At 40.8% G+C, this 24,247-nt stretch carries 25 protein-coding genes; 11 read left to right on the plus strand and 14 right to left on the minus strand.

Annotated features, from left to right (window positions below; genetic code table 11):
• Positions 1–30: 30 nt before the first annotated feature.
• The 3 genes from rpmG to radC form a co-directional block, all read right to left on the minus strand.
• Positions 31–198, minus strand: a complete 168-nt coding sequence (rpmG, locus tag G3341_RS19250; RefSeq protein WP_004924244.1) for a 50S ribosomal protein L33 — start codon at positions 196–198, stop codon at positions 31–33.
• An 11-nt stretch (positions 199–209) separates the two neighbouring features.
• Positions 210–446 (minus strand): 50S ribosomal protein L28, encoded by a 237-nt coding sequence (gene rpmB, locus G3341_RS19255; protein ID WP_004924239.1) that lies wholly within the window; start codon positions 444–446, stop codon positions 210–212.
• A 251-nt stretch (positions 447–697) separates the two neighbouring features.
• Positions 698–1,366: a RadC family protein gene (radC, locus tag G3341_RS19265; protein WP_163863676.1), complete on the minus strand. Its 669-nt coding sequence runs from the start codon at positions 1,364–1,366 to the stop codon at positions 698–700.
• 180 nt (positions 1,367–1,546) lie between these two features.
• Between radC and coaBC the strand changes: the two genes are divergently transcribed.
• From coaBC to slmA, 3 genes are all read left to right on the plus strand, one after another.
• Entirely contained in the window at positions 1,547–2,752 is a 1,206-nt protein-coding gene (coaBC, locus tag G3341_RS19270) for a bifunctional phosphopantothenoylcysteine decarboxylase/phosphopantothenate--cysteine ligase CoaBC (RefSeq protein WP_163863414.1), read from the plus strand.
• Positions 2,739–3,194: a dUTP diphosphatase gene (gene dut / locus G3341_RS19275; RefSeq protein ID WP_154622533.1), complete on the plus strand. Its 456-nt coding sequence runs from the start codon at positions 2,739–2,741 to the stop codon at positions 3,192–3,194. The genes coaBC and dut overlap by 14 nt, the downstream gene beginning before the upstream one ends.
• A 595-nt stretch (positions 3,195–3,789) precedes the next feature.
• On the plus strand, positions 3,790–4,389 hold the full coding sequence (slmA, locus tag G3341_RS19280; protein WP_154622532.1) for a nucleoid occlusion factor SlmA: 600 nt from the start codon (positions 3,790–3,792) through the stop codon (positions 4,387–4,389).
• A 229-nt stretch (positions 4,390–4,618) separates the two neighbouring features.
• Here slmA and pyrE read toward each other — a convergent pair whose 3' ends face one another.
• Both pyrE and rph read right to left on the minus strand, forming a co-directional pair.
• Positions 4,619–5,260: an orotate phosphoribosyltransferase gene (gene pyrE / locus G3341_RS19285; protein WP_154622531.1), complete on the minus strand. Its 642-nt coding sequence runs from the start codon at positions 5,258–5,260 to the stop codon at positions 4,619–4,621.
• A gap of 122 nt (positions 5,261–5,382) precedes the next feature.
• Positions 5,383–6,096, minus strand: a complete 714-nt coding sequence (rph, locus tag G3341_RS19290) for a ribonuclease PH (protein ID WP_154622540.1) — start codon at positions 6,094–6,096, stop codon at positions 5,383–5,385.
• 122 nt (positions 6,097–6,218) lie between these two features.
• Here rph and G3341_RS19295 point away from each other — a divergent pair, with 122 nt between their 5' ends.
• The 4 genes from G3341_RS19295 (at position 6,219) to G3341_RS19315 (ending at position 10,559) form a co-directional block, all read left to right on the plus strand.
• A complete protein-coding gene (locus G3341_RS19295; protein ID WP_154622530.1) occupies positions 6,219–7,082 on the plus strand; it encodes a YicC/YloC family endoribonuclease in 864 nt (287 codons plus the stop codon).
• Between the two features lie 455 nt (positions 7,083–7,537).
• Positions 7,538–8,308, plus strand: a complete 771-nt coding sequence (locus G3341_RS19300) for a glycosyltransferase family 25 protein (protein WP_154635713.1) — start codon at positions 7,538–7,540, stop codon at positions 8,306–8,308.
• A 12-nt stretch (positions 8,309–8,320) separates the two neighbouring features.
• Positions 8,321–9,112, plus strand: a complete 792-nt coding sequence (locus tag G3341_RS20805) for a glycosyltransferase family 32 protein (protein WP_244316456.1) — start codon at positions 8,321–8,323, stop codon at positions 9,110–9,112.
• Positions 9,113–9,428: 316 nt separating this feature from the next.
• A complete protein-coding gene (locus G3341_RS19315) occupies positions 9,429–10,559 on the plus strand; it encodes an ABC transporter substrate-binding protein (RefSeq protein ID WP_163863416.1) in 1,131 nt (376 codons plus the stop codon).
• Between the two features lie 230 nt (positions 10,560–10,789).
• Here the strand turns inward: G3341_RS19315 and G3341_RS19320 are convergent, their stop codons facing one another.
• The 3 genes from G3341_RS19320 to G3341_RS19330 form a co-directional block, all read right to left on the minus strand.
• Positions 10,790–12,037: a nucleoside permease gene (locus G3341_RS19320; RefSeq protein ID WP_154625022.1), complete on the minus strand. Its 1,248-nt coding sequence runs from the start codon at positions 12,035–12,037 to the stop codon at positions 10,790–10,792.
• A gap of 113 nt (positions 12,038–12,150) precedes the next feature.
• Complete coding sequence (locus G3341_RS19325) at positions 12,151–13,053, minus strand: DMT family transporter (RefSeq protein WP_154625023.1); 903 nt, start codon at positions 13,051–13,053, stop codon at positions 12,151–12,153.
• Positions 13,054–13,107: 54 nt separating this feature from the next.
• A complete protein-coding gene (locus tag G3341_RS19330) occupies positions 13,108–13,926 on the minus strand; it encodes a purine-nucleoside phosphorylase (protein ID WP_154625024.1) in 819 nt (272 codons plus the stop codon).
• Positions 13,927–14,114: 188 nt separating this feature from the next.
• Between G3341_RS19330 and G3341_RS19335 the strand changes: the two genes are divergently transcribed.
• A complete protein-coding gene (locus G3341_RS19335; RefSeq protein ID WP_154625025.1) occupies positions 14,115–15,317 on the plus strand; it encodes an ROK family protein in 1,203 nt (400 codons plus the stop codon).
• A gap of 42 nt (positions 15,318–15,359) precedes the next feature.
• Positions 15,360–16,127 (plus strand): hydroxyethylthiazole kinase, encoded by a 768-nt coding sequence (gene thiM / locus G3341_RS19340; RefSeq protein ID WP_163863419.1) that lies wholly within the window; start codon positions 15,360–15,362, stop codon positions 16,125–16,127.
• A gap of 40 nt (positions 16,128–16,167) precedes the next feature.
• On the opposite strand, the gene G3341_RS19345 is transcribed toward thiM, so the two are convergent.
• The 6 genes from G3341_RS19345 to G3341_RS19370 all read right to left on the minus strand — a co-directional run bounded on the left by G3341_RS19345 (position 16,168) and on the right by G3341_RS19370 (position 22,783).
• Positions 16,168–16,872, minus strand: a complete 705-nt coding sequence (locus tag G3341_RS19345) for a lipopolysaccharide core heptose(II) kinase RfaY (RefSeq protein WP_154625027.1) — start codon at positions 16,870–16,872, stop codon at positions 16,168–16,170.
• Positions 16,873–17,061: 189 nt separating this feature from the next.
• On the minus strand, positions 17,062–18,228 hold the full coding sequence (locus tag G3341_RS19350; protein ID WP_163863421.1) for a nucleotide sugar dehydrogenase: 1,167 nt from the start codon (positions 18,226–18,228) through the stop codon (positions 17,062–17,064).
• Between the two features lie 59 nt (positions 18,229–18,287).
• Positions 18,288–19,289: an NAD-dependent epimerase gene (locus G3341_RS19355; protein WP_163863423.1), complete on the minus strand. Its 1,002-nt coding sequence runs from the start codon at positions 19,287–19,289 to the stop codon at positions 18,288–18,290.
• Between the two features lie 131 nt (positions 19,290–19,420).
• Positions 19,421–20,353, minus strand: a complete 933-nt coding sequence (locus tag G3341_RS19360; RefSeq protein WP_154624759.1) for a PfkB family carbohydrate kinase — start codon at positions 20,351–20,353, stop codon at positions 19,421–19,423.
• Entirely contained in the window at positions 20,353–21,762 is a 1,410-nt protein-coding gene (locus G3341_RS19365; RefSeq protein WP_154624758.1) for a purine-cytosine permease family protein, read from the minus strand. Before G3341_RS19365 ends, G3341_RS19360 begins: the two co-directional genes overlap by 1 nt.
• 10 nt (positions 21,763–21,772) lie before the next feature.
• The gene (locus G3341_RS19370; RefSeq protein ID WP_163863425.1) at positions 21,773–22,783 is read right to left on the minus strand and encodes an ADP-ribosylglycohydrolase family protein; all 1,011 of its coding nucleotides are present in this window, start codon (positions 22,781–22,783) and stop codon (positions 21,773–21,775) included.
• Positions 22,784–22,954: 171 nt separating this feature from the next.
• Here G3341_RS19370 and G3341_RS19375 point away from each other — a divergent pair, with 171 nt between their 5' ends.
• Together G3341_RS19375 and G3341_RS19380 are read left to right on the plus strand one after the other, a co-directional pair.
• A complete protein-coding gene (locus G3341_RS19375; protein ID WP_154624756.1) occupies positions 22,955–23,695 on the plus strand; it encodes a GntR family transcriptional regulator in 741 nt (246 codons plus the stop codon).
• A 123-nt stretch (positions 23,696–23,818) separates the two neighbouring features.
• Complete coding sequence (locus tag G3341_RS19380) at positions 23,819–24,247, plus strand: TOBE domain-containing protein (RefSeq protein WP_154624755.1); 429 nt, start codon at positions 23,819–23,821, stop codon at positions 24,245–24,247.

Consider the following 24,247-nt stretch of genomic DNA (forward strand, 5'->3'; position numbering starts at 1 on the left):
AAGCTGGGTTTTTTAATAAGAAAACAAAAATTATTTAATTTTCGCTTCTTTGTAGATCACATGCTTACGAACAACTGGATCGAATTTTTTCATTTCCAGTTTTTCAGGCATAGTGCGCTTGTTCTTCGTCGTGGTATAGAAGTGACCAGTACCTTCAGAAGAAACCAGCTTGATTTTCTCGCGAATACCTTTAGCCATTTTTTAGCTCCTTAGTACTTCTCACCGCGGGCACGCAGTTCAGCAAGAACAGCATCAATACCCTTTTTATCGATAATGCGCATGCCTTTAGCAGATACACGCAGCGTTACGAAACGTTTCTCAGACTCAACCCAGAAACGATGAGAGTGCAGGTTTGGCAAAAAACGACGCTTGGTCGCGTTTAATGCGTGTGAACGGTTGTTACCGCTCATTGGACGCTTGCCAGTAACTTGGCAGACTCGTGACATGTCTATTCTCCAAAAATCTAATCAGCTCGAGCTTTTTTGTTCTGGGTATGGCCGCCTCGTCAGGCTTAGGAGCCCATCTCAGCAAACTTTATTGACTGAAAAGAATGTTATCATCTTAGTAAAAAATTTACTGAGATAGGCTCTTCTCGCCAAACCCAAGATCCTCAAAGGTGGCGTAGTATACGCTTTCAATCGTTCTCACTCAAGCCCAATGCGGCAAAAGTTGTCATTTTTTAGTCAAAAAAATGCTTTTACAACCACCCTCGTTCAAGAAATGAAACACAATTTTTATGTCCAACAACAAAATGGTCAAGCAATTTAATTCCCACTAAGCTACAAGCATCTTTAATACGAAAAGTCACTTGTTTATCCGCTTCGCTAGGCTCTGCATTGCCTGATGGGTGATTATGCGCCAAGATGACCGCACTTGCATTCATTTTCATGGCATAACGAATAATTTCTCTAGGATGAACCTCTACCCGATTGATAGTGCCTTTAAAGAGTTCTTCATAACTAATAATTTGATGTTGATTGTTTAAAAAGAGTACCACAAAAACTTCTCTTTCTTGCCCAGCAAACAATTCAAGTAATCGTATTTTTAAATGGTTAGGTTCAGAGATCACATCTTCATATAAAAATTGTTCAGTAAAAAAACGCCGTGCGATCTCACTAATCGCCTGAAATTGAGAGAATTTACAAACACCGACACCTTTGCATTTTGCTAGCTTTGTGTAGTCAGACTGTAAGAGTAAGTATAAAGAGCCGAACTCTTTCAACAAACGCTCCGCAAGTTGTAAAACGGATTCGCCTTGGCTACCCGTTCGTAAAAAAATAGCCAATAACTCTGCATCCGTCAGAGTTGCGGCACCATACGCCAATATTTTCTCCCTTGGCTTTAAGCTCTCTTCATGCTCCATTATCACCCCCTTATGCCCCTTGCTGCTTCTCTTTCTATACATAGGCGGTAACGACAACAACACATCAATTGTTGATTTGCGTAACGCTTCGCAAAAAATAAAAGGGTGATGATATATACAGTACTCTCGCTGACACTTCTGATATGATAATATGCTCTTCACGATGATTAGATGGATAAAACGATGGCACAGCTATTAGGTAAAAAAATAGTCCTCGGCATAAGTGGTGGTATTGCCGCATATAAAATTCCTGAGCTCACTCGTCGCTTACGTGATGAGGGTGCTATAGTCCGCGTTGTTATGACTCATGGGGCAAAAGCCTTTATTACACCTTTAACATTGCAGGCGGTTTCTGGTCATCCCGTCTCTGACGATTTACTTGACCCAGCGGCGGAAGCAGCAATGGGCCATATTGAGCTCGCTAAATGGGCCGATATCATCATATTAGCGCCAGCTACAGCAGATTTAATTGCTCGAATAAGTGCTGGTATGGCGAATGATTTATTGACCACCATTTGTTTAGCTTCGGCTGCGCCGCTTGCGGTTGTTCCTGCCATGAATCAACAAATGTATCGAGCAACGGCGACACAAGAAAATTTAATCAAACTGAAACAACGTCAATGTATGATTTGGGGGCCAGATGATGGCAGCCAAGCCTGCGGTGACATCGGCCCAGGAAGAATGCTCGATCCATTAGAGATTGTACGTTTTACCTGTGAACACTTCCGTTCTCGAACTGACTTACAAAATCGAAAAATTATGATTACGGCAGGGCCTACCCGTGAAGATTTAGACCCAGTCCGCTTTATTAGTAATCACAGCTCAGGAAAAATGGGGTTCGCTATTGCTGAAGCAGCCAGTCAACGTGGTGCACAAGTGACTTTAATTGCAGGCCCAGTGACTTTAGCGACACCGGCAGGAGTCACGCGAATTGATGTTATCAGTGCTCTCGATATGTACGAAAAAGTGCACCAAACTATCACTGAGCAAGATATCTTTATCGGTTGTGCGGCTGTCGCTGACTACCGTGCAAAAACAATTGCTGAAAATAAAATTAAAAAACAGGGTGATGAAGTTGTCATTACATTAGTCAAAAATCCTGATATTGTTGCCAGTGTTGGCCAATTAGCACAACATCGCCCTTATGTGGTTGGATTTGCAGCCGAAACCCAGAATGTGGAAGAATACGCACGTCAGAAACGCCAACAAAAACAGTTAGACCTAATTTGTGCGAATGATGTTTCGCTCGCTGATAATGGTTTTAACAGTGATAACAATGCACTGCATATTTTTGATGCTTTTGGCGACACCCGTTTACCACACAGTAGTAAACTTGAATTAAGCCACCGTTTATTAGACGAGATACTTCAACGTTATGAAAAAAATTGATCTGAAAATTCTTGATCCCCGTATTGGTAACGAGTTTCCTTTACCAACTTATGCAACGACTGGCTCAGCGGGATTAGATCTGCGTGCTTGCCTTGATGCACCAATCGATTTAGCGCCGGGTCAAACAGAGTTAATCCCTACTGGCCTCGCGATTCATATCGCTGATGAGCAGCTAGCAGCAGTCATCCTACCGCGTTCCGGTCTTGGCCATAAACATGGTGTTGTACTTGGTAATCTAGTTGGATTGATTGACTCTGACTATCAAGGGCAATTGATGGTGTCTGTATGGAACAGAGGCAACCAGACATTTACCATTGAACCGGGCGAACGGATGGCCCAAATGGTTTTCGTTCCAGTCGTTCAAGCTGAATTTAATATTGTCGATGACTTTGATGCGACAGAACGAGGCGCTGGAGGCTTCGGACATTCAGGACGTCAATAAATTTGCTTACACCTAATTCTTAGCTTTACTGATAATACCAAATCCATATTTCATGATGGAATAACAAATAAACTTATCAGTGAGTTTAGCGAAAAATAGACGGTATCATTTTAGTACGACAGTTTAGTTGCTTTAAAGGGTATTTTGTTGGTAGCGATATGTTTATCTAAACGAGGTATACGTCCTAACAGACCCTATCTCGAAACTGACAACAATAGCAATTCGTGAAATATAGGCTGTTATTTTGTCAGCTTTTTAAGATAAATTGATGGCTTAGCCTACTAGCTCCCCTCTTTATGATTTAACTGAGGAGCTAATACGCTAAGTCGCGCAAGGGGCAAGTAAGGTTCCATTGATAAAAAGTTCGCGGGCAAGAAACTCGTCCCTCGAAGGCTGAAAATGGTCACTTTACATGCCACATGCAAGGTCACAAATATATACCATCTAACGATACAACAAGCATATGCCCTTTTAAGCCAGCCGAACTTCATCGATATCGTGCTCTTTTATCTACTTTTTGCCCTTTATTTTCTATTTACTCGGGGCAAAATTTTAGATAGTTTGTTTTGCTGTTTTAGCAGGGGTCTTATCAGACATGGCAGAAAAAGCGATAACAAAAAAACGCAACAGACGTGAAGAGATTTTGCAGTCTCTGGCGCTGATGTTAGAAAGTAGTGATGGTAGTCAACGAATTACAACTGCAAAGCTTGCAGCAACTGTAGGAGTATCTGAAGCTGCACTTTATCGTCATTTTCCGAGTAAAACGAAAATGTTCGATAGCTTAATTGAGTTTATCGAGGACTCTTTAGTTTCGCGCATCAATCTTATCCTAAGCGATGAGAAAGATACGCTAACTCGCATTAAACTGATTTTAGCCCTTATTTTAGGCTTTTCAGAGAAAAACCCGGGGCTGACCCGTATTATGACCGGCCACGCCCTGATGTTTGAGCAAGATAGGCTGCAAGGTCGTATAAACCAATTATTTGAACGAATAGAGTCACAATTACGCCAAGTATTAAAAGAGAAAAAAATACGAGATGGGCATGGTTTTCTGCATGATGAATCCCTTCTTGCAAGCCAACTGCTCGCATTTTGTGAAGGAATGTTGTCGCGTTTTGTACGTTCAGAATTCCGTTATCGACCCACAGTAGAATTTGAATCACGCTGGCCTTTAATTTTAGCTCAGTTACAATAACAGATTAAACAACTACTCACCCCGCCCACATTCTTTGGGCGAGGGCTTTTTTCTTTATTTACCTGTTTCTTGATTACCTTAGGGTAAACAAGCTCAAATCCAGGACATGATGAATGCCATTCATCTGTGCAGCTCCTCATCATTGTAGGATGACTAGCCCAAATCCCTCTTATCTGACTTTCATCTAAAAAGTGATTACCCTGAATAAGAAGACAACAGCTGATTAACCTCAAATACCATACTGCTGACGATAAGCTTGCATCGCGATGAGATGTTGTTGCATATCTTCTCGTTCAGCGAGGTAAGCAATCAAGTCGCTCATCGTAATAATTGAATAAACTTTGCAGTGATAATCGCGTTCAACTTCCTGTACCGCCGAGATCTCACCTTTGCCTTTTTCTTGACGATCAAGACAGAGAAGGACGCCATTAAGTGTCGCATTTTGCTGTTTAATAATTTCCATCGATTCACGAATTGCCGTACCCGCTGTAATAACATCATCGACAACCACCACACGCCCCTGTAGTGGAGAGCCCACTAATGTGCCACCTTCACCATGATCCTTGGCTTCTTTACGGTTAAAGCAGTATGGCATATCAATATTATGATGTTCAGCAAGTGCAACTGCTGTCGTCGTTGCTATTGGGATCCCCTTATAAGCAGGCCCAAACAAAACATCACATTCGATTGCACTTTCTTTGAGAGCTTGCGCGTAGAATCGACCAACCAGTGCCAGATCACGCCCCGTATTAAACAGCCCAGCATTAAAGAAATAGGGGCTTTTACGGCCTGATTTCAGCGTAAACTCACCAAATTTAAGCACCTGTTTTTTCATGGCAAGCTCTATAAATTCGCGCTGATAGGCTTTCATGGGTCAATCTCCTCAATATTTAATGTCAATATATTTAATACGATGATACACATACTGGTGAGCTCAAAAAAATCACCAGCCATAAAAAAGGCGACTATTTCAGCCGCCTATTAAAAATATTCTTATTTCAACGCTTCTCGTTGAGCTTCAAAAATAGATTCTAGTCCCGTTTTTGCTAATGCAAGTAACGACAATAGCTCTTCATGGCTAAATGGTTCGCCTTCGGCAGTTCCCTGAACCTCTATCATACGACCATCATCCATCATAACGACGTTCATATCGGTCTCAGCCGCAGAGTCCTCAACATATTCAAGGTCACATACAGCTTCATTATTCACAATTCCTACAGAGACTGCGGCTACCATCGATTTTAAAGGGCTCGCCGTCAATTTACCTTGTTCAACCATTTTATTAAGTGCATCGACTAACGCAACGCAAGCCCCTGAAATAGCTGCTGTACGAGTACCACCATCTGCTTGTATCACATCACAATCTAACGTAATGGTATATTCGCCTAACTTTTTCAAATCAACCGCTGCGCGTAAAGATCGTGCGATTAGACGTTGGATTTCCATTGTACGCCCAGTCTGCTTACCTTTTGCCGCTTCACGTTGATTACGCGAATTTGTTGCTCGAGGTAGCATGCCATATTCTGCTGTCACCCAGCCTTGGCCTTGACCTTTTAAAAAACGAGGCACTCCCTCTTCGACAGTTGCATTGCATAACACCTTAGTGTCGCCAAACTCAATAAGAACAGAGCCTTCCGCATGCTTAGTATAGTTGCGTGATATTTTAATCGGACGCATTTGGTCTGCCATTCTGCCTTCTGGACGCATGGTGTTATCTCCATTTTCAACTAAATTGCCGCGCATTATACGTCCTTAAAACGATAATGCCTATCATGACATCACTCATAGCGTTATAATCCCTCTTATATTCATTTTGATAGGAACGAATTATGATCCGTAGTATGACCGCTTTTGCCCGCCGTGATATCAAGGGTGAATGGGGGAGTGCGGCCTGGGAGCTGCGTTCCGTTAACCAACGCTATCTAGAAACCTATATCCGCTTACCAGAACAATTACGAAGTCTTGAGCCAGTGGTTCGTGAACGAATTCGTGCTCGCCTGACTCGAGGCAAAGTTGAATGTAATCTACGTTTTGAATTAGATGGAGCAAATCGAGGAGAATTAATCCTTAACGAAAATTTAGCTCGTCAAATTATTAGTGCGGCTAACTGGGTAAAAAATTACAGTCATGAAGGCGAAATTAATCCATTAGAAATTCTACGTTGGCCTGGTGTTATGTCAGCGGGCGAGCAGGATTTAGATGCGATCAGCGAGCAGCTGTTAGCAGGGCTTGATGAGACATTAGATGCATTTATTCAAAGCCGAGAAGCTGAAGGCGCTGCGTTACACGCTCTTATCGAACAACGTCTGGATGCAGTACTGGTTGAAGTTGCAAAAGTCCGTCAGCATATGCCCGAAATTTTGCAATGGCAGCGTGAGCGCCTACAAACCAAATTAGAAGAAGCTGATATTCAAGTAGATAGCAACCGTTTAGAGCAAGAACTCATTTTATTAGCTCAACGTGTCGATGTCGCCGAAGAACTGGATCGGCTGGAAGCACACGTGAAAGAAACGCGTAATATTCTCAAGAAAAAAGAAGCCAATGGTCGACGCCTAGACTTTATGATGCAAGAGTTTAATCGTGAATCAAATACTCTCGCATCAAAATCTATCAATAGTGAAGTGACCAATTCAGCCGTTGAGCTCAAAGTGTTGATAGAACAAATGAGAGAACAAATTCAAAATATTGAATAACGTAAACGTATTATAAAATATAAAGCCGGTTCATTCTCTATACCTAAATTTTTACTGGCTTTATATTTATCTTATATATGAATTCCAACCACTCTTTATCTGTCTTTCTATTAAGAATTTTAATACAGGGACAGCAAAAATAAAAATCATTAGAAAGCATACCGACGTATAACCTTATATTACTTTAATTCATTAATAACTAAAAAATATTTTAAGTGTGCTTTATTTTAAATATAGCTATTTTAATAATAGTCGCATTGCATTTTCCAGCTAAACGAGCAAAACACCCCATGCATTCACCATAAGAAAAAACCAATATAATCAATGCATTGATAGGGTTTCAATAATAGTCTAGGAGCATTATTTTTAACAATAATGGAATAATATCTGAAGACTAATTATCATTTTTTATTTATAATACAAAAAGGTTGCATAACGATACAGGATCCGCTGTTATGGAAAGTAACATCCCTATTTTCATAGTTTCATTAAAAAAAGATATTGAACGTCGAAAAAAAATTACTGATTCGCTATCAGCACAAAAGTTGTCTTGGGTAATGATCGATGCTGTCGAAGGCAAAGATTTGCCATCTGACTACCTTAACTCACTAAACTTTCAATATAATAAGCCCTCATGTGCTAATGAAGTTGCATGTAGTCTCAGCCACCAATTAATATATAAAAAAATTGTTAACAGCAATTATGAGTGGGCAATTATTCTAGAAGATGATGCTATTATTAGCGATAAATTATCAGATCTCGTTAAACAGTTAAATAATGAAAAAACATCCTTACTCAAAAAGAATAATATTTACTTACTAGGTGGTCAAGAAGGCTTAAATTCAAGAAAACGCCTTTCTCTCAGTTTTTTTAATAAAATTAAAATCGGTAATGTTGTTTTTAGAAAAGTCACTTACAAACCAAGTAAGTTATTTAGAACATGTTGTTACTTAATTCATAGAGATGAGTGTGAAAAATTAATTACTCTATTTGACAAAGCTTATTATGTTGCTGATTCATGGAATTTATTTTATAAGCTCAAAATTGTAGATGGTTACTTTTTGACTGAAATAATTGAGCATCCAATACTAACACTTGAAAATAGTAATATTGAGAAATATAGGATTACAGAAAAAAAAACCAGACGACAAAAAGGTTTCATTGAAAGTAAAATATCTTTATTTTTCTTGCAAATAAGAAAATTTTTCCGTTCACTAAAATACTAATAGGAATTCATTTTGATACCTAAAATAATACACTATGTTTGGGTTGGTAATAACCCTAAACCTCAATTTGTGTTAGATTGTATTGATACTTGGAAAAAACACCTTCCTGATTATGAGATTATGGAATGGGGAAATGACTGCCTAGACGAAATAAATAACACCTATGTTACCGAAGCAATAAAAAATAAAAAATGGGCCTTTGCTTCTGACTATATAAGGCTTTATGCTCTCTATAATTACGGAGGGATCTATCTTGATAGTGATGTAGAAGTAACACAAAGTTTTGACCGTTTTTTGAACCTTAGTTTTTTTAGCGGGTATGAACAATATGATGGTAAGTATCTACCTATTACAGCTGCTATGGGTTCTGTAAAAGGCTCATCAGTCATAAAAGGGCTACTTTCTGATTATGACAATCTGAATTTTGAAGTCAATGGAGAACTTGTTTTAGAACCCAATACATTCAAAATTAGCCGCTATTTCTCTAATGAATTTGGCCTTAATCCCCCCTACGATGGAAGCCAAGAATCCCATCTAGCAGAAGGGGTAGTCATTTATCCATCTTATTATTTTTGCAGTCCTGAATATAATAAGATTAACTATTCTATTCACCACTTCAGCGGCTCTTGGCTACCGTCACATAAAAGAAAAGATAAATTAAAAATTCTTAATAAATTTATTATTAGTCGATTTAAAAAGTCTAGAGATCAAGGTGATTATCCATTAAGCGATAGTGAAAAAATCTTATTAAAAATTAACTTTTCAAAAATTGTCTCTTATGTTTTGATCTCAAGAAATAAGTAAACACGCGATTACTACTTGATACACTTAGTTTTTTCGAGTGTATCAAGATTAAACATGATTTCTTTCCCTACTTAACCTAAGTTTTGTCTCTCTCCATTTTAGCCCTTCTAACCGTCACTATATTCGCAGATTAAATACCCTCTTTTCTTTTTCTGTAGGATTTACTCAAATGATTAAACGTGTAATGCATTGAATTTATTGTTAAAGACAGCAACTCACCGATAGGTAAATAAAAACTATCAGCGATTGGCTTAGAATACTTAAAATTGATAATGATAATTGTTATTATCAAGGCTCAATCAAAAAGGGTCTAAATATGAAGATAATTAATCACCTGCTATCAATAACATTCGTAACCTTATGCTCATCCTCGGCCTTAGCAACGACCTATCCCGTTACAGTGACCGATACCGATGGCCAAAAAATTACGTTACAACAAGAACCGAAACGAGTTGTATTGCAAGATGGTCGAGATATTTTAACGCTGGCTTTGCTTGATAGAGAGAATCCGTTTAATCGCCTCGTCGCATGGAATAATAATCTGCAAAAAACGGACCCTCAGACGGTAGAATTACTGGCAAAAAAATGGCAATCCGATCTACAGAAAATTCCCGATATGGGATTCAATGACAAAGGTGAAGTTAACACTGAAGTGGTAATTGCTCAAAAACCCGACCTCCTGATTGCGCAGTTACGTGCAAAACCTGCATTAGAAGGCTCTGGTGTTGTTAGCCGTTTAAAAGATGCTAATATTCCTATTCTATATATCGATACTTTTTTGCACCCAATCGAAAATACAACCACGAGCATCGACATGCTTGGATTGGTGTTAAATAAAGAAAAAGAAGCCAAAGAATATACTGACTTTTATCAAGCTCGCTTATCAGACATCCAACAAGCAACGGCAAAAATCCAGAATAAGCCGCGTGTTTTTATTGAAGCCAAGGCAGGAGCAAATGGTAGCGATAGCTGCTGTTTTACCCATAATAACGCCGGTTGGGGTGGTTTAGTGCAAGCAATTGGCGCCGATAATATTGGCAGTCAATTTTTACCGGGTGCTTCTGGCACTGTCTCTTTAGAACAAGTCATTACAACAACGCCTGACGTTTATATCGTCACCGGCTCTCGTTGGGTTAATAAAAACAATATTGCTGCTCCCTTTGGTTATGGCGTGACAAAAGAAGAAAACCAACGTGGTTTTGAACGACTAAAAAATAGAACGGGTTTTAGCCAAATTAGTGCCGTTAAAAATAATCGGTTATATGGCGTCTACCATAACTTCTATAACCATCCTTATAATATTGTCGGTATGGAATATCTTGCAAAATTTATCTATCCCGAACAATTTACATCACTTAAGCCTGAAGAAACGTATAATCAAATTATTAAAACATATACAACAATCCCTATTGCTGATGCACTTTGGGGGTCTCAAGCCGCACAATAATAAATTAATAGCCCTCAGAGTATGAGGGCTATCATGATGACTTTAATCGATTGAAATCGCATCTACACCTTAAGCCTTCCCCACTTAAGCTGATACCCATTCAAAACCAATTCAATACGAGGAGTATAATTACAGCTCAAACAATTGTTAGCTAATAATGAGTATGTTAATAGATAATTTGTCAAAAAATCTGGTGATACTCACATCACCAGATCCCATGAAATTTAATCTCAATCAGCTTTGACTTCACCTTCCCTCACATGATGATAGTGAAAAGTGAAATAGAAAATAATAGCAAGCACAACGGTATACGATGAAAAAACAAGCCAAATCGTCTGCCAATCTTTAACGCCATCCACACTAAAGTAATCAACCACGAGTCCACTTAATATCGCACCAAAATAAGCGCCAACGCCATTCACCATGGTCATAAATAATCCCTGAGCGCTTGCTCTCATTCGATGATCAACTTCTTTTTCAATGAAAATGGAGCCAGAAATATTAAAGAAATCAAAAGCACATCCATATACGATCATGGATAAAATCAGGAACATTAAACCAATTGCGGATGGATCGCCAAAAGCAAAAAAACCAAATCTTAATGTCCAAGCTAACATGCTCAATAGCATGACTGTTTTGATGCCATAGCGTTTTAAAAAGAATGGAATGGCTAAAATAAACACAACTTCTGCCATTTGTGAAACGGATAATAAGATAGCAGGATACTGAACGATTAAACTATCTTGGTACAATGGGTCACGAGCAAAGTCGTGTAAGAATGGGCTACCAAATGTATTAGTGATTTGTAAAACAGCCCCCAGTAGCATTGCGAATAAAAAGAAAACCGCCATTATCGGTTTTTTGAATAACACTAATGCATCAAGACCTAACTTACTAACCCAACTAGTAGAAATAGCTTTTTTGTTAACGGCAATATGCGGCAAAGTCAAAGAATATAGCGCCAACAACAATGAACAGCTACCCGCAATATAGAGTTGCATGCTACTTAATTCAAATTTTAATAGACTAATACTCCACATAGCGATAATAAAACCTACCGTGCCAAATACTCGAATAGGCGGAAAATTTGTCACTGAATCTAGATGAAATTGGCTTAATGAGGAGTAACTAATTGAGTTGGATAATGCAATCGTTGGCATAAATGCCATCGCATTAATCAGCATTACCCAGAACATCAATGTAGAGTCTGTTACGCTGGCGGCGTAGAATAACGAACCAGCACAGATAATATGACAAATCATATATAACCGATTAGCAGGGATATATTTATCTGCAATAATTCCGATAATACCCGGCATTAAAATAGCAGCAATCCCTTTCGAACTATAAACCATTCCAACTTCAGCGCCAGAGAAATTCAGTGTTTTCATCATGTAGGCACCTAGCGTGACTAACCAACTTCCCCAGACAAAATATTGTAGGAATAACATGGTTTTTAGACGGGTTTTAATATTCATATCAATCTCCGTTTGGAGTTATATTCGTCAATACTTCAAGTGATAGCATAGTTATTTCACTCATTTACGCTCATCACAGCGCAATTATCGACTCAGCTGTAACCCCGAATTGTTTAACGTGTTTGTTTATTTGTTTTTATTTTCACTTCAGCAATTGCGACACCAAATAAGATAATGGCGACACCGACAAACTGAATGAATTCAAGAGGTAAATGTAATACAGTTACGGACAATATGATGGTTACAGGCAATTGCATTGAACTGACTATTGTCGCTAAGCTCGTTCCAATCAATGGAGTACCTTTAGCAAACATCCACATCCCAAAGAAAGAACCAAAAAAGGCCAATGGTAATCCGTAAGAGAAAAACAAGGAGTTAAATGTGGTGAAGTCTAATAAAAAGGTTGGAGGCACAACAATCGAGGTCAAAATAGCCCCTCCTGTTACCATAATGGCTGAACGCATCATTGGTTCAGTTTTTACAGCAAGCGCGCCACTGACATAAACACGTACTGCATTTGATAGCGCTGCACATAAGCCAAATACAATACCTAACCAGTGGAATTGCACACTCGAACTGTTCAGTAGCCCTGTCGCTAGTAAGGTTCCAACTAAGATAAAGAGTACTGATAAGATCGTCATGACGGTAGGCATTCGGCGAGTCACAATAGAATTAATCGCGACTCCCATCCAAGTGAACTGCAAAAATAGCACAACCCCCAATGCCGGTGATAAATACTGTAATGAGGCGTAATAGAGTAGTCCCGTTAACCCAGTAGTGGTTCCCGTCAATAACATTAATGTTGATTGCTTTCCTGTTGGCCAGTTTAGCGTTTTTTTTCTCATCGCTGATCCAGCTAACACAAACACCCAAAGTAATGCCGCACCTAAAACAGTTTGACTACCAATCACATCATTTAAAGAGAATCCAGCCTGATAAGCCAATACAACCAATGTTGATAAAATGCCATAGCTACAAGCGCCAAGCGAAACTAAAACTAGCCCCTTTAATTTCATTGAATACCTACCTACTTGTTTCTATGACATTCTTTATATTATTTTGAGAATAAGTTAGAAGCGAGCAATCACGCCAGTGACTAATTGCAAGAAGGTGGCTTTCACTTTTTCAGCCGTTTCGATCACTTCATCATGGCTCAGAGGCTGTTCCAAAATACCGCAAGCCATATTCGTTAAGCAGGAAATACCAACCGTTTTAATTTGTGAATGATGGGCCACCAGTGCTTCAGGTACCGTTGACATACCAACAGCATCAGCGCCTAATGTTCTAATCATGCGGATTTCAGCAGGTGTTTCATACGTTGGGCCAGTCCACCACGCGTAAACGCCTTGACGCACGGAAACCCCTTGTTCTTTAGCAACATCCAAAATTATTTGACGTAGTTCTTTGTTATAAACTTCACTGACATCCAAGAAACGGACACCTAATTCAGGGTTATTTGGCCCAATCAATGGGTTATTTGCAGTGAGGTTAATATGGTCAGTAATCACCATCAGGTCGCCAGGGTTAAAGTCGGTATTCACTGCACCACATGCGTTAGTAATGATCAGTTTTTCTACCCCGAGTGCTTTCATCAATCGCACAGGAAAGGTCACTTGGTCGAGAGAAAAACCTTCGTAATAGTGGAAACGGCCTTTCATCGCGACCACATTTTTACCCGCGATAGTTCCGATCACCAATTCATTCGCGTGGCCAACAGCCTCAGATTTTGCAAAATGGGGGATTTCGCTATAAGGAATATGAACCGCGTTTTCTAATGTATCTGCGAATGGACCTAGACCTGACCCTAAAATGATACCAACGGTTGGTTTAATGTCGGTGTGAGTCTCAATGAAGCGTAAGCTTTCTAAAATATCATTGGTGTTATGCATGGAAATCTCCGAAATAGTACCAAAAGGATGAATAAGAGGGATGATAAAGCAATTTAAAAACTGTACAGCGATCTTAATCTCATTTTAAGAAAAAGATTCTCGCTATGATATCGACCAAAGAGCAGTACTTTCTGAGCAAATCTGCTAATCTTTGACGCGGTATCTCTTGATAAGAAAAGGGTGATGACTTGTTACTGACATTATTGAATGAATTTCGCACCTCTAAGAATTCCAAAACTCGTAAGCTGAAAATGCTTTATCGATTAATTTTGAATCATGGGCCGATTAGAGCGGAAGAGTTATCATCACTGGCGAGTATGAAACCTGCAACTTGTGCAAGACTGCTTGATGAGTTGAGTAAAAGCCAATTGATTTCTACGTCAGAGCTTGGCGAGTCAACGGGTGGACGTAAGCCAATACTGTACAGCATTAACTCTGATGATGGCTATGTTGTCGGTATTGAGATGAGTGATCTCTATTCAACGATTCTATTACTCAACTTAAAATTAGATATTTTAGGCATGCTCAAAATAAAAAATGAGCAATTAGAAACAGCGGAAAAGATGCTGGATAACCTATTAATAAAAGTTGAACAGTTATTATCTGAGCATCAACTCACCACAGAAAAAATATTGGGTATCGGCATTGCCATTGACCATATATTAGAACGCGATAAGGTCGAATTTAGTCAGTATGATGCAAGAATTACTGACTTATTCAGTTATATTAATGACAGAGTTCCCTGCTTTGTCACGCTAGGCAGCGGCATTACTTTCGCTGCACTTGCCGAATATCGGTTACGCTATCATTCAAAAAGCCAGCGCTTTTTATTTACAACCTGTGATACAGATATACGAAGTTGTACCGTCATTAATAATACATTTGCGCCTGCATCAATTAGCACCGCTCAAGCTTTCGGTCATATCACCATTGATATTCGGGGCCAGCGATGTGAATGTGGCTCATATGGTTGTTTGAAACAATACAGCTCATTATCAGCGATAAAAACACGCATTATTCAGCAAATTCGCTTAGGAAAATCTTCAGTAATAAATAAACTGGTTAGTACTGAAGCAGAAATTAATTACCATACTATTTTTCAAGCTCTCGCCATGGATGATCAGTTGTGTTTGGATGTGTTAGAAGAAGCTGCCTATTATTACGGCCTAGCGCTAGCAAATGCTATTTTGACATTACAGCCTGATGTTGTAGTGTGTGGTGGAACACTGACACCCAAAAATCATTTTTTTGCGATGACAAAGAAATCGATAGAAGAAAAAATGTCCGCATTCCCACATATTAAAACACGTATTTTTCCAGCAAATGACTCATATGAGGTGGTAGCACAAGGGGCTGGAGGGATGGTGTTGGAAAATTATTTATCTGACTAAATCATAGCCGTTAGTTTATGTAGACGAGGAGAGGAGAAAAAAATGCAATTTGAAACTGTTTCAGAAACTCAAATTTCAAAGACTAAACAGTTATTTACTGTGCACTCTCCATTGATCCATTGTATGACTAATGATGTTGTGCAAACCTTTACCGCCAATATTTTATTAGCGATAGGGTGTTCACCGGCCATGGTTATTGAGCCTGAAGAAGCAGAACAATTTGCGGCGATTGCTGATGGTGTGTTGATTAACGTGGGAACCTTAACTTCTGATCGCCAGTCTGCAATGCGTTTAGCCGTTTATAGCGCTCGACACGCCCAGAAACCATGGGTTTTAGATCCTGTTGCGGTGGGCGCTCTTCAGTTTCGAACACAGTTTTGTCGAGAACTGTTGAAGCTAACCCCCACAGCCATTCGCGGTAATGCTTCCGAAATCATGGCATTGGCGGGGTCGAGTCAAGGTGGGCGCGGGGTCGATTCATTAAATACCCCCAATGATGCCTTACCCGCAGCTCAAGCTCTTGCTCGTGAAGTCAACACCATGATTGTGATAAGTGGCGAGGTTGACTATGTCACTGATGGTCACAGAACGATTGCGATAACAGGCGGACACCCCATAATGACCCGTGTGGTTGGCACGGGTTGCGGGCTATCGGCCGCTGTTACCGCAGCTTGTGCCCTACCTGGTGACCGATTACTTAATATTGCAAATACCTGCGCCATCATGAAACAAGCTGGTGAAATTGCGAAGAGAAATTGCCGAGGAACGGGCAGCTTTATTCCTGAGTTTCTTGATGCCTTATCACAGTAGAATAACTAGCCATCATTAATAATTTTGTGATGGCTTTCCTTTATAAACGTGTTTTCTTACCGCGAATTTTACGTGACCAATGGCGAATATTATTTCGCAACATAATGAATCGGTACATAAAACTCTTTTTATCTGGTTCGATACCATAAAACCGTTTTAATGCGATTAAATCATTCGCTTTGCAAATCGCGAGGTTACCAAAATCTGATAAATCAATAATTTTCAGACCATGCTCAGTCAGTACCAAATTACCGGCATGAATATCATTTGATGATAAATTATAGGCGTGCAGTTGGCTAATTAATGCTGCTATTTCAGAATAATAAGGGGTGATATCGTTAATTTCAGAGAGTACCGTTCCCTCAACATATTCGGCAATAATCCAAGTTTCAATCGATTCTCGGCATCGCATTTTCTCTGCCACAAAATAAATATCATTGGTGATGGTACAACCTTGGTTTTGTGCTTGAACTAAACGAACAAGTAAGCGAGAAAAATAAGGGCCGTACATCATACGCATAATACGTTTTTCTAAACGACTATCACGCTCTTTTTCGCATTTAATAATGTAGTTTTTTCCATCAATATTAATACGAGCGACGCTACGCTCCATATTTCCACTATTGAGATTTTTACCGATAATTTTTCCTTGAATATAATCATCAATAACTTGCCAATAATCAATCTCACTTTCTTTTTGGTATACTTGATATCCATTTTTTTGTGTCTTTATTATTTTATTCATCGCCCGCCACTCAGCCCTACCCGCTATTAAAAGCTGATGCTAACAATTAGTGATATTTATTTCTTAGCGATTATTGCAGATTACTCGAGTGATTCAATTAAACTAGGCAGTAAAATGACAAAAAATAGTCAACTAGCCAGCGTGATAACTGGCTAGTGATAGAAGCAATATATTGGAAGGGATCTTAGTTTAATCGTTACCAAAAAGATCACGAGTATACACTTTATCCGCCACATCTTCGATTTCAGGTACCATCCGGTTAGCCAAAATAATGTCGCTGTCCGCTTTAAAGGCCTCAAGGTCACGATAGACTTTCGAGCGGAAGAACTCATCTTCTTTTAGCACTGGCTCATACACAATCACTTCGATACCTTTGGCCTTAATACGTTTCATCACGCCCTGCACCGCAGAGGCACGGAAATTATCAGAGCCTGCCTTCATCACCAAACGGTATACCCCCACTTTACGTGGCGCTTTGGCAATAATCGCATCGGAAATAAAGTCTTTACGTGTGCGGTTAGACTCCACAATGGCGTTAATCAGGTTATTCGGCACATCATCGTAGTTTGCCAACAACTGTTTGGTGTCTTTAGGGAGACAATACCCGCCGTAACCGAAAGAGGGGTTGTTGTAGTGGCTACCGATACGCGGGTCTAATGACACCCCTTCAATGATTTGTCGTGCGTTCAAACCACGGCTTTCTGCATAGGTATCTAATTCATTGAAATAAGCGACGCGCATCGCCAAATAGGTGTTTGCAAACAGTTTAATCGCTTCGGCTTCCGTGCCATCGGTAAACAGCACAGGAACGTCTTTTTTGATGGCACCTTCGAGCAATAAGTTCGCAAAAGTTTCCGCACGCTCAGAGCGCTCGCCCACCACAATACGAGAAGGGTGCAGGTTATCCCAAAGTGCGCGACCTTCGCGTAAAAACTCAGGCGAGAAAATGACATTGGTGTAGCCGAACTCTTCACGTAAACGCTCGGTGAAACCGACAGGAATAGTGGATTTGACGATAATCGTGGCATCGGGGTTAATTTTCTGCACGTCATGAATGACCGACTCAACCGATTTAGTATTAAAGTAGTTGGTTTTTGGGTCATAATCTGTCGGTGTTGCCACAATCACGTACTGGGCGCCAGTATAGGCTTCAACGATGTCTTGCGTGGCACGGAAATTGAGTGTTTTTTCCCGTAGAAACTGCTCGATTTCAGCATCAATAATTGGTGACTGTTTATTATTCAGCATCGCCACTTTTTCGGCAATGATATCGACTGCCACCACTTCATGGTGTTGTGACAGTAACATGGCATTAGACAGACCCACATAGCCTGTACCCGCAATTGCTATTTTCAAAACTGACCTCTCAAATCCATCTTAGTAGATTACAGGGTATCCTTCATCAATATCATAAGTTACAGGCGATAGTATGACTGATACCAATCAACAAACGCTTGTACACCCTGTTCAATAGAAACTTGTGGACGATATCCCGTCACCTTAAATAAGTCTTCGGTATCCGCCCAAGTGGTATACACATCCCCAGCCTGCATAGGTAAAAAGTTTTTGATCGCTTTTTTGCCTAAGGATTTTTCCAGTGCGGCAATAAAATCCGTTAACTGAACCGGTTGCCCATTACCAATATTGTATAACCGGTATGGGGCGCGACTCTGTGCAGGAGAAGGAGAACCATTTTCTGGGTCTGCTTGTGGGATTATATCGGAAATACGGATAACCCCTTCCACGATATCATCAATAAAAGTGAAATCACGACTGAGATTGCCGTTATTATAAACATCAATGGGTTCACCAGCTAAAATGGCTTTAGTAAATTTAAATAACGCCATGTCTGGACGACCCCATGGGCCATACACCGTGAAAAAACGTAAACCGGTCGTTGGCAACTGGTAAAGATGAGAGTAGGAGTGAGCCATTAACTCATTGGCTTTCTTCGTTGCTGCATACAGGGAAACCGGATGGTCGGTCGGCATATCAGTACTGAATGGTGTTTGATTGCTTATGCCATACACGGAGCTAGACGAGGCATACACTAGGTGTTTGACGTTTGCCTGTCGGCATCCTTCAAGGATCGCCAAATGGCCATTGAGATTACTGTCTGCATACGCAAAGGGATTTTGCAGTGAATAACGAACGCCAGCTTGAGCGGCAAGGTGGATCACACGGTCAAAATCTTCTTGCGTACAAAGTACAACCACTTTTTCTCGATCGGTAATATCAAGTGGGATAAAACGAAAATGAGGATAGTGTTCAAGAATATGTAGACGGGATTGTTTCAGCCCCTGATCGTAATAAGCGTTCATGTTGTCGATACCGACAACTTCATGCCCACTATCTAATAAACGCTGACATAGTCTAAAGCCAATAAAACCTGCACTGCCAGTAACTAAGTATTTCATATTAATGTTCTTCTAGCGTTAAGCCGTACTCAATAGTTCGAGACGAACCATTCATGGTAATTTAGAGTATAAGACCTATAAATGTAGCAATGGTTTTATTTGCCAGTAAATAAAAATGCGCTGAAGAACAATTAAGACGTTTCAGGTATGACTTTTTTCAGATTGGATTGCTGTATTTCCGTTATTGTTGGAGCGCCAGCTGGGCCTTGCTGACTCACCACAATCGCGGCAACATGGTTCCCAAGGTCAACACACTCTTTCAATGACAACCCGTGAGATAATCCAGCTAATACTCCAGCGGTATGTGCATCGCCAGCGCCTATCGTATCAACAACAGAAACTTGATACGCGGGTACAAACTGGGGTTGTTTATGTGGCTGACACAACCATGCCCCTTGACTATCTAAACGAACAATTAACGTGATGCCGTTATGGTTGGCATACTCCACCGCAAGTTGTATTAAGTCACCGTCTCCGCAAAGAAAACGGGCCTCATCGCGATTGACTGTCAAAATAGTTCTATTGGCAGGTAATTGGGCGATAAAATCACGGGGGAGAGCCGCAAGCCGTGGCCCTAAGTCCAAAACAATCGTTTGTGTGGGGCAATCATGGAGCAGCCATTCCTGCAACGCTTCCCCTTGTTGGCAACCTAATTCATAACCGCTAGCATAGATGATACCCTCTGTAGGTAGTGGAAGAGCCTGTAGTTCAGCTCTATTCCACTCTTCTTCACAGCCAGGAATTGAAATAAATGTCCTTTCGCCATCAGGTTCAGTGAGGGCGAAACACCAGCCATTATCTTGCGTATCACTCGTCAAAATAGGCTTTACACCCAGTTCCGATAATACGTGGCGAACACGCTCTCCCCATTGCCCCTTGCCTACTCGGATACCATTCACCAAGGGGATTTGTAGACGGCTTAAAGCACGCAGGACATTAAATGCACACCCACCAATCTGCCATCCATGGTCGCGAGCGGCAATGTCTTCACCGCGACGGGGCATTCTCGCGATACTCAATACACAATCACCCGCTGCTGCACCAATCACAATAACAGTGCGCATTAAACCTTCTCCGCTGAACGACTAAACAGTAGATATAAGCCGTAAAGTACAAAGCTTAATACGAATGAAAGAAGGATAGATAAGCTAGAACCCTCGAAAATACCGGTCGCCCATGGCCCTTTAATAAACTCATTATCACTGACTAATAGGCCCGCCAGTGCACCGAGTAACCAACATAACAGCGGGATCCAACGGATTCCAGCGTTAGATTGTCCAAACAGTTGCTCGAACGCATAGCCTTTTCGGCTCCGTAGTACGGCATAATCCAGCATAAATACCGCTTCCCATGAGGCTAAAAACACCCCGCAAAACAAAAGGAAAGCAATAAATGAGTTAATAAACTCTCCTGAAATAAATAGGATATAAATTGCCACTCCCATGACTAAAATAGCATCTAATGCAACGGCATAAACTTGGCGAATTTTGACACCGATAGTTAATAAATTCAGGCTTGCAGAGTAGAGGCTGAGTACGGCAATAGTGATAATCCCAGCTGTCGCCGTTAATAAGTAAGGGATCGACATCCAACTCGGTAATTCAGAACCTATCAATGCAATTGGGTTTTCCGCTGAGGCTAATTCAGGCAAACGAGCAGAAAGCAAAATACCCGTAAATAATAAAATAAATAGCGGTAATGTGGCCCCAAAGGTCACCGCATTGAAAATAGAGGATTTTGATGACCGTTCACTTTGGTAGCGGCTATAATCTGCTCCCGCTATCCCCCAGCCAATGCCTGTTCCAGCGGCAATAATGGATACCGCGGGTAAAAAACCCGTCAACCAACTACCAGAAGGCATTGATAAAACAGCATTCCAGTCTGTTTGCCAAATAATATACAGCGCAGCGATTAAGGTCATAGTACCAAAAATACGCGTGATCCAACTTTGCATCACAACGACGGTCGCTTGGCCGAGTAAGCTAATCGTAATTGCCAATCCACCAAATAACACCATGCAAACTACGGTTAATGCGACGGAGTCACTGAATCCAACTACTTGAAATAGGGCTTTTAGTGTCAACGTACCCGTGATCATATTGATGGATTCCCAACCCATCAGTGTTATCCAGCTAAAAAATGTGGGAGCGATGTTACCTGTTTTACCAAAAATCGTGCGCGACAGCGTCAACGTAGAGGTGCGGCCTTTCTGCCCTGATAAACTGATATAGCCCACCAGCGCGAAACTGGCTATACCAATAATGGTGGCGAGTAGAGATTGAAAGAAGGAGAGTCGGAAGGAAACAATAATCGCGCCATAAACGATACCTAGTATACCGATATTCGCGGCGGACCAAATCCAGAAGAGTTCCAGAGGGGTAGCTGTTCGCTCATGTTCGGGAACGATATCAATACCCGTGTTTTCAATTTTCCAAGCTTCATTTTTTTGCGGAGTGTCAGGTAATGCACTCATTCCACTCTCCTTAATGGCGTAAGGTACTGAGTATTTTTGCGTAGGGATAGAAATCTATATTATTAGAATTATTAATCAATGCAATCCATTCTTCAGGAAAAGCTTCAATACCTGACAGAGCTCCCGAAATCGCTCCGGCCATAGCACCAATGGTGTCCGTGTCTCCCCCCAGGTTGGCACAATACTTCGCACACATGACAGGATCACCATTTGTTAGCTCGACTATGGCCAGAGCGCAGGGAATAGATTCTATCGTGTCCATACCGGCTCCGATAAAATCGTACAGCTCTTTTAGTGTTGTCTGAGGCGAGCAGTTCTGTAGCGCGTTCGCCTTCTGAAAAGCCAGTGAGATTCGCTGTCCTAAAGAAGGGCTAAACGTTGAGGCATACAACTGCTGAACCTCTTCGGCAAGTATTGGAAGTTCTTTTTTTATTTGAGACCAAGGTGTTTGCTCAATGGCTCGACTAATTGCCCAAGCAATGACACAGGCACCTGCAATCGCAATATCCGACTTATGTGTCGGAATACAAGCCGCTTCAACGGTTTTTATAAATTGATTGCGATCCGCAGTTGAAGCAACGCAGCCCACAGGCGCTATCCGCATTGCCGCACCATTAGTGACCCCATTTGATACAATTTCATTAATGGGTATGCCTGCTTGAATAGCTAATAGAGATTGTTTTGAAGTCGGTCCAAAAATATTCTTATCGAAAGCATTAATGCGTCCCGCCCACGCTAAAATATTTTGTGCCACCACCTTCGGCTCTACCTGACCATTACAAGTAATAATTGCATCCATTAACGCAATTGCTTGATGAGTATCATCAGTCACTTCACCGGCACGAAACCCAATCGCCGCAACATTTTCGTCTGGCCCTGGCAAAAAATTATCTATCCAGCCGAAAAACTGTTGAACACGATCTTGTCGCCATAGCTCAGATGGCATGCCCATGGCATCCCCCGTCGCCTGACCATATAAACATCCAAGAATCGCTGATTGAATGTCGGGTTTACGCCCCATTTTTGCTCCCAATACTTTCCTTAACAACATTAATTATATTAGCAGCAATTAAGTCCAATACCAGTCCAATCAGTGAAAAAATAATGCCAATATAAGTCCATTAGATGATATTATGAATATATTAAAGTCTGTTATAAACTTAATTTGTTGAAAGCTTTATGGAAAAATATAATGCAAGCCCGCTTTCTTGAATGGATAAAAAATCAGCTAGATGTGAACTCAACGACACCTTTGTACCGTCAGCTACAGCATGCGATTGAGTCCGCTATTGAACATAAAATCGTCGATGCTGGGGATTATCTTCCTGCGGAGCGTTACCTTGCCCAACAGTTAAAGCTCTCTCGAGTGACAATCAGTAAAACAATGCAGGCTCTGGAAAAGAAAGGAACAGTGATCCGCCAACAAGGAGTGGGAACACAAGTCGCCAAATATTTAGGCTATTCACTATCCCATGAAAGTGGCTTTACTTCTCAAGTCATTAAAGCGGGAGGAACGGTGACCACTCAGTGGTTACTCCGCACCTTAACTGAGGCTACCGCGGATATTGCCGCTAAATTAGGTTTACCTGTTAATAGTCCAATAGCACAATTGAGGCGTATCCGCATCGCAAATGGGCAGCCTGTCTCTTTTGAAAATAACTATATTCCAGCTCAATACCTCCCTGAACCGGAAAAACTCACTGACTCCCTTTATGCATTATGGGGTAGCCAAGGCATTAACTTTAGCCGTGTCCAGCATAAAGTCAAAGCTATCAGCTGTAATGAAGAGTACGCCAATTGGTTAAACACGACGGTAGGGGCACCTCTCTTACTCGTGAGACAAACTAGCTCTATTCAAGCTGGCAGAATTATTGAGTACAGTGAAATTATTTGTCGTGGCGATATTTACGAACTTGAGTTTAATTCCCCCTAGTACCTTATTAATCTGAATGGCGTGATCTTAGGCACGAACGTGGCGCATATTTTAGCTAACTTCACCTTTTACATTTATTCTATGAAGAGTGATTTTTTATTATTAAATGGAATGAGGTAAATCATGCAAGTTTCTGCTCGAAATCAATTAGTCGGTACAGTTAGCGCAATAAAAGAAGGGGCGGTTAACAATGAGGTTGTTTTGTCATTGGGAAATGGTGAAGAGCTAACAACTGTCATTACATGCGAAAGCTGCAAAGCATTAGGTTTGGCTGTCGGCAAAGAAGCCGTTGCCATTATTAAAGCCCCGTGGGTAGTACTCGCAAAACCGGATTGCGGTTTACTATTTTCAGCACGTAATCAATTTAACGGTAAAGTCAGTAATATTATTGAAGGGGCTGTGAACAGTACAGTTCACCTAGTGACAAATAAAGGTGTTGAACTCACCGCGATCATTACCAATGAAAGTCTGCAAGACATGGCATTAACGAAAGGTGTCGATATCACTGCATTGGTCAAAGCATCAAGCGTAATCCTTGCCACACGCCGCTAA

It is taken from the genome of Providencia vermicola (genome assembly GCF_010748935.1).
GTDB lineage: Bacteria > Pseudomonadota > Gammaproteobacteria > Enterobacterales > Enterobacteriaceae > Providencia > Providencia zhejiangensis.

Bases quoted from the DNA above. Each gene is read 5' to 3' on its own strand.
- rpmG (WP_004924244.1), bottom strand. From the start codon at position 198: ATGGCTAAAGGTATTCGCGAGAAAATCAAGCTGGTTTCTTCTGAAGGT.
- rpmB (WP_004924239.1), bottom strand. From the start codon at position 446: ATGTCACGAGTCTGCCAAGTTACTGGCAAGCGTCCAATGAGCGGTAAC.
- coaBC (WP_163863414.1), top strand. From the start codon at position 1,547: ATGGCACAGCTATTAGGTAAAAAAATAGTCCTCGGCATAAGTGGTGGT.
- dut (WP_154622533.1), top strand. From the start codon at position 2,739: ATGAAAAAAATTGATCTGAAAATTCTTGATCCCCGTATTGGTAACGAG.
- slmA (WP_154622532.1), top strand. From the start codon at position 3,790: ATGGCAGAAAAAGCGATAACAAAAAAACGCAACAGACGTGAAGAGATT.
- pyrE (WP_154622531.1), bottom strand. From the start codon at position 5,260: ATGAAAGCCTATCAGCGCGAATTTATAGAGCTTGCCATGAAAAAACAG.
- rph (WP_154622540.1), bottom strand. From the start codon at position 6,096: ATGCGTCCAGAAGGCAGAATGGCAGACCAAATGCGTCCGATTAAAATA.
- G3341_RS19295 (WP_154622530.1), top strand. From the start codon at position 6,219: ATGATCCGTAGTATGACCGCTTTTGCCCGCCGTGATATCAAGGGTGAA.
- G3341_RS19300 (WP_154635713.1), top strand. From the start codon at position 7,538: ATGGAAAGTAACATCCCTATTTTCATAGTTTCATTAAAAAAAGATATT.
- G3341_RS19315 (WP_163863416.1), top strand. From the start codon at position 9,429: ATGAAGATAATTAATCACCTGCTATCAATAACATTCGTAACCTTATGC.
- G3341_RS19320 (WP_154625022.1), bottom strand. From the start codon at position 12,037: ATGAATATTAAAACCCGTCTAAAAACCATGTTATTCCTACAATATTTT.
- G3341_RS19325 (WP_154625023.1), bottom strand. From the start codon at position 13,053: ATGAAATTAAAGGGGCTAGTTTTAGTTTCGCTTGGCGCTTGTAGCTAT.
- G3341_RS19330 (WP_154625024.1), bottom strand. From the start codon at position 13,926: ATGCATAACACCAATGATATTTTAGAAAGCTTACGCTTCATTGAGACT.
- thiM (WP_163863419.1), top strand. From the start codon at position 15,360: ATGCAATTTGAAACTGTTTCAGAAACTCAAATTTCAAAGACTAAACAG.
- G3341_RS19345 (WP_154625027.1), bottom strand. From the start codon at position 16,872: ATGAATAAAATAATAAAGACACAAAAAAATGGATATCAAGTATACCAA.
- G3341_RS19355 (WP_163863423.1), bottom strand. From the start codon at position 19,289: ATGAAATACTTAGTTACTGGCAGTGCAGGTTTTATTGGCTTTAGACTA.
- G3341_RS19360 (WP_154624759.1), bottom strand. From the start codon at position 20,353: ATGCGCACTGTTATTGTGATTGGTGCAGCAGCGGGTGATTGTGTATTG.
- G3341_RS19365 (WP_154624758.1), bottom strand. From the start codon at position 21,762: ATGAGTGCATTACCTGACACTCCGCAAAAAAATGAAGCTTGGAAAATT.
- G3341_RS19370 (WP_163863425.1), bottom strand. From the start codon at position 22,783: ATGGGGCGTAAACCCGACATTCAATCAGCGATTCTTGGATGTTTATAT.
- G3341_RS19375 (WP_154624756.1), top strand. From the start codon at position 22,955: ATGCAAGCCCGCTTTCTTGAATGGATAAAAAATCAGCTAGATGTGAAC.
- G3341_RS19380 (WP_154624755.1), top strand. From the start codon at position 23,819: ATGCAAGTTTCTGCTCGAAATCAATTAGTCGGTACAGTTAGCGCAATA.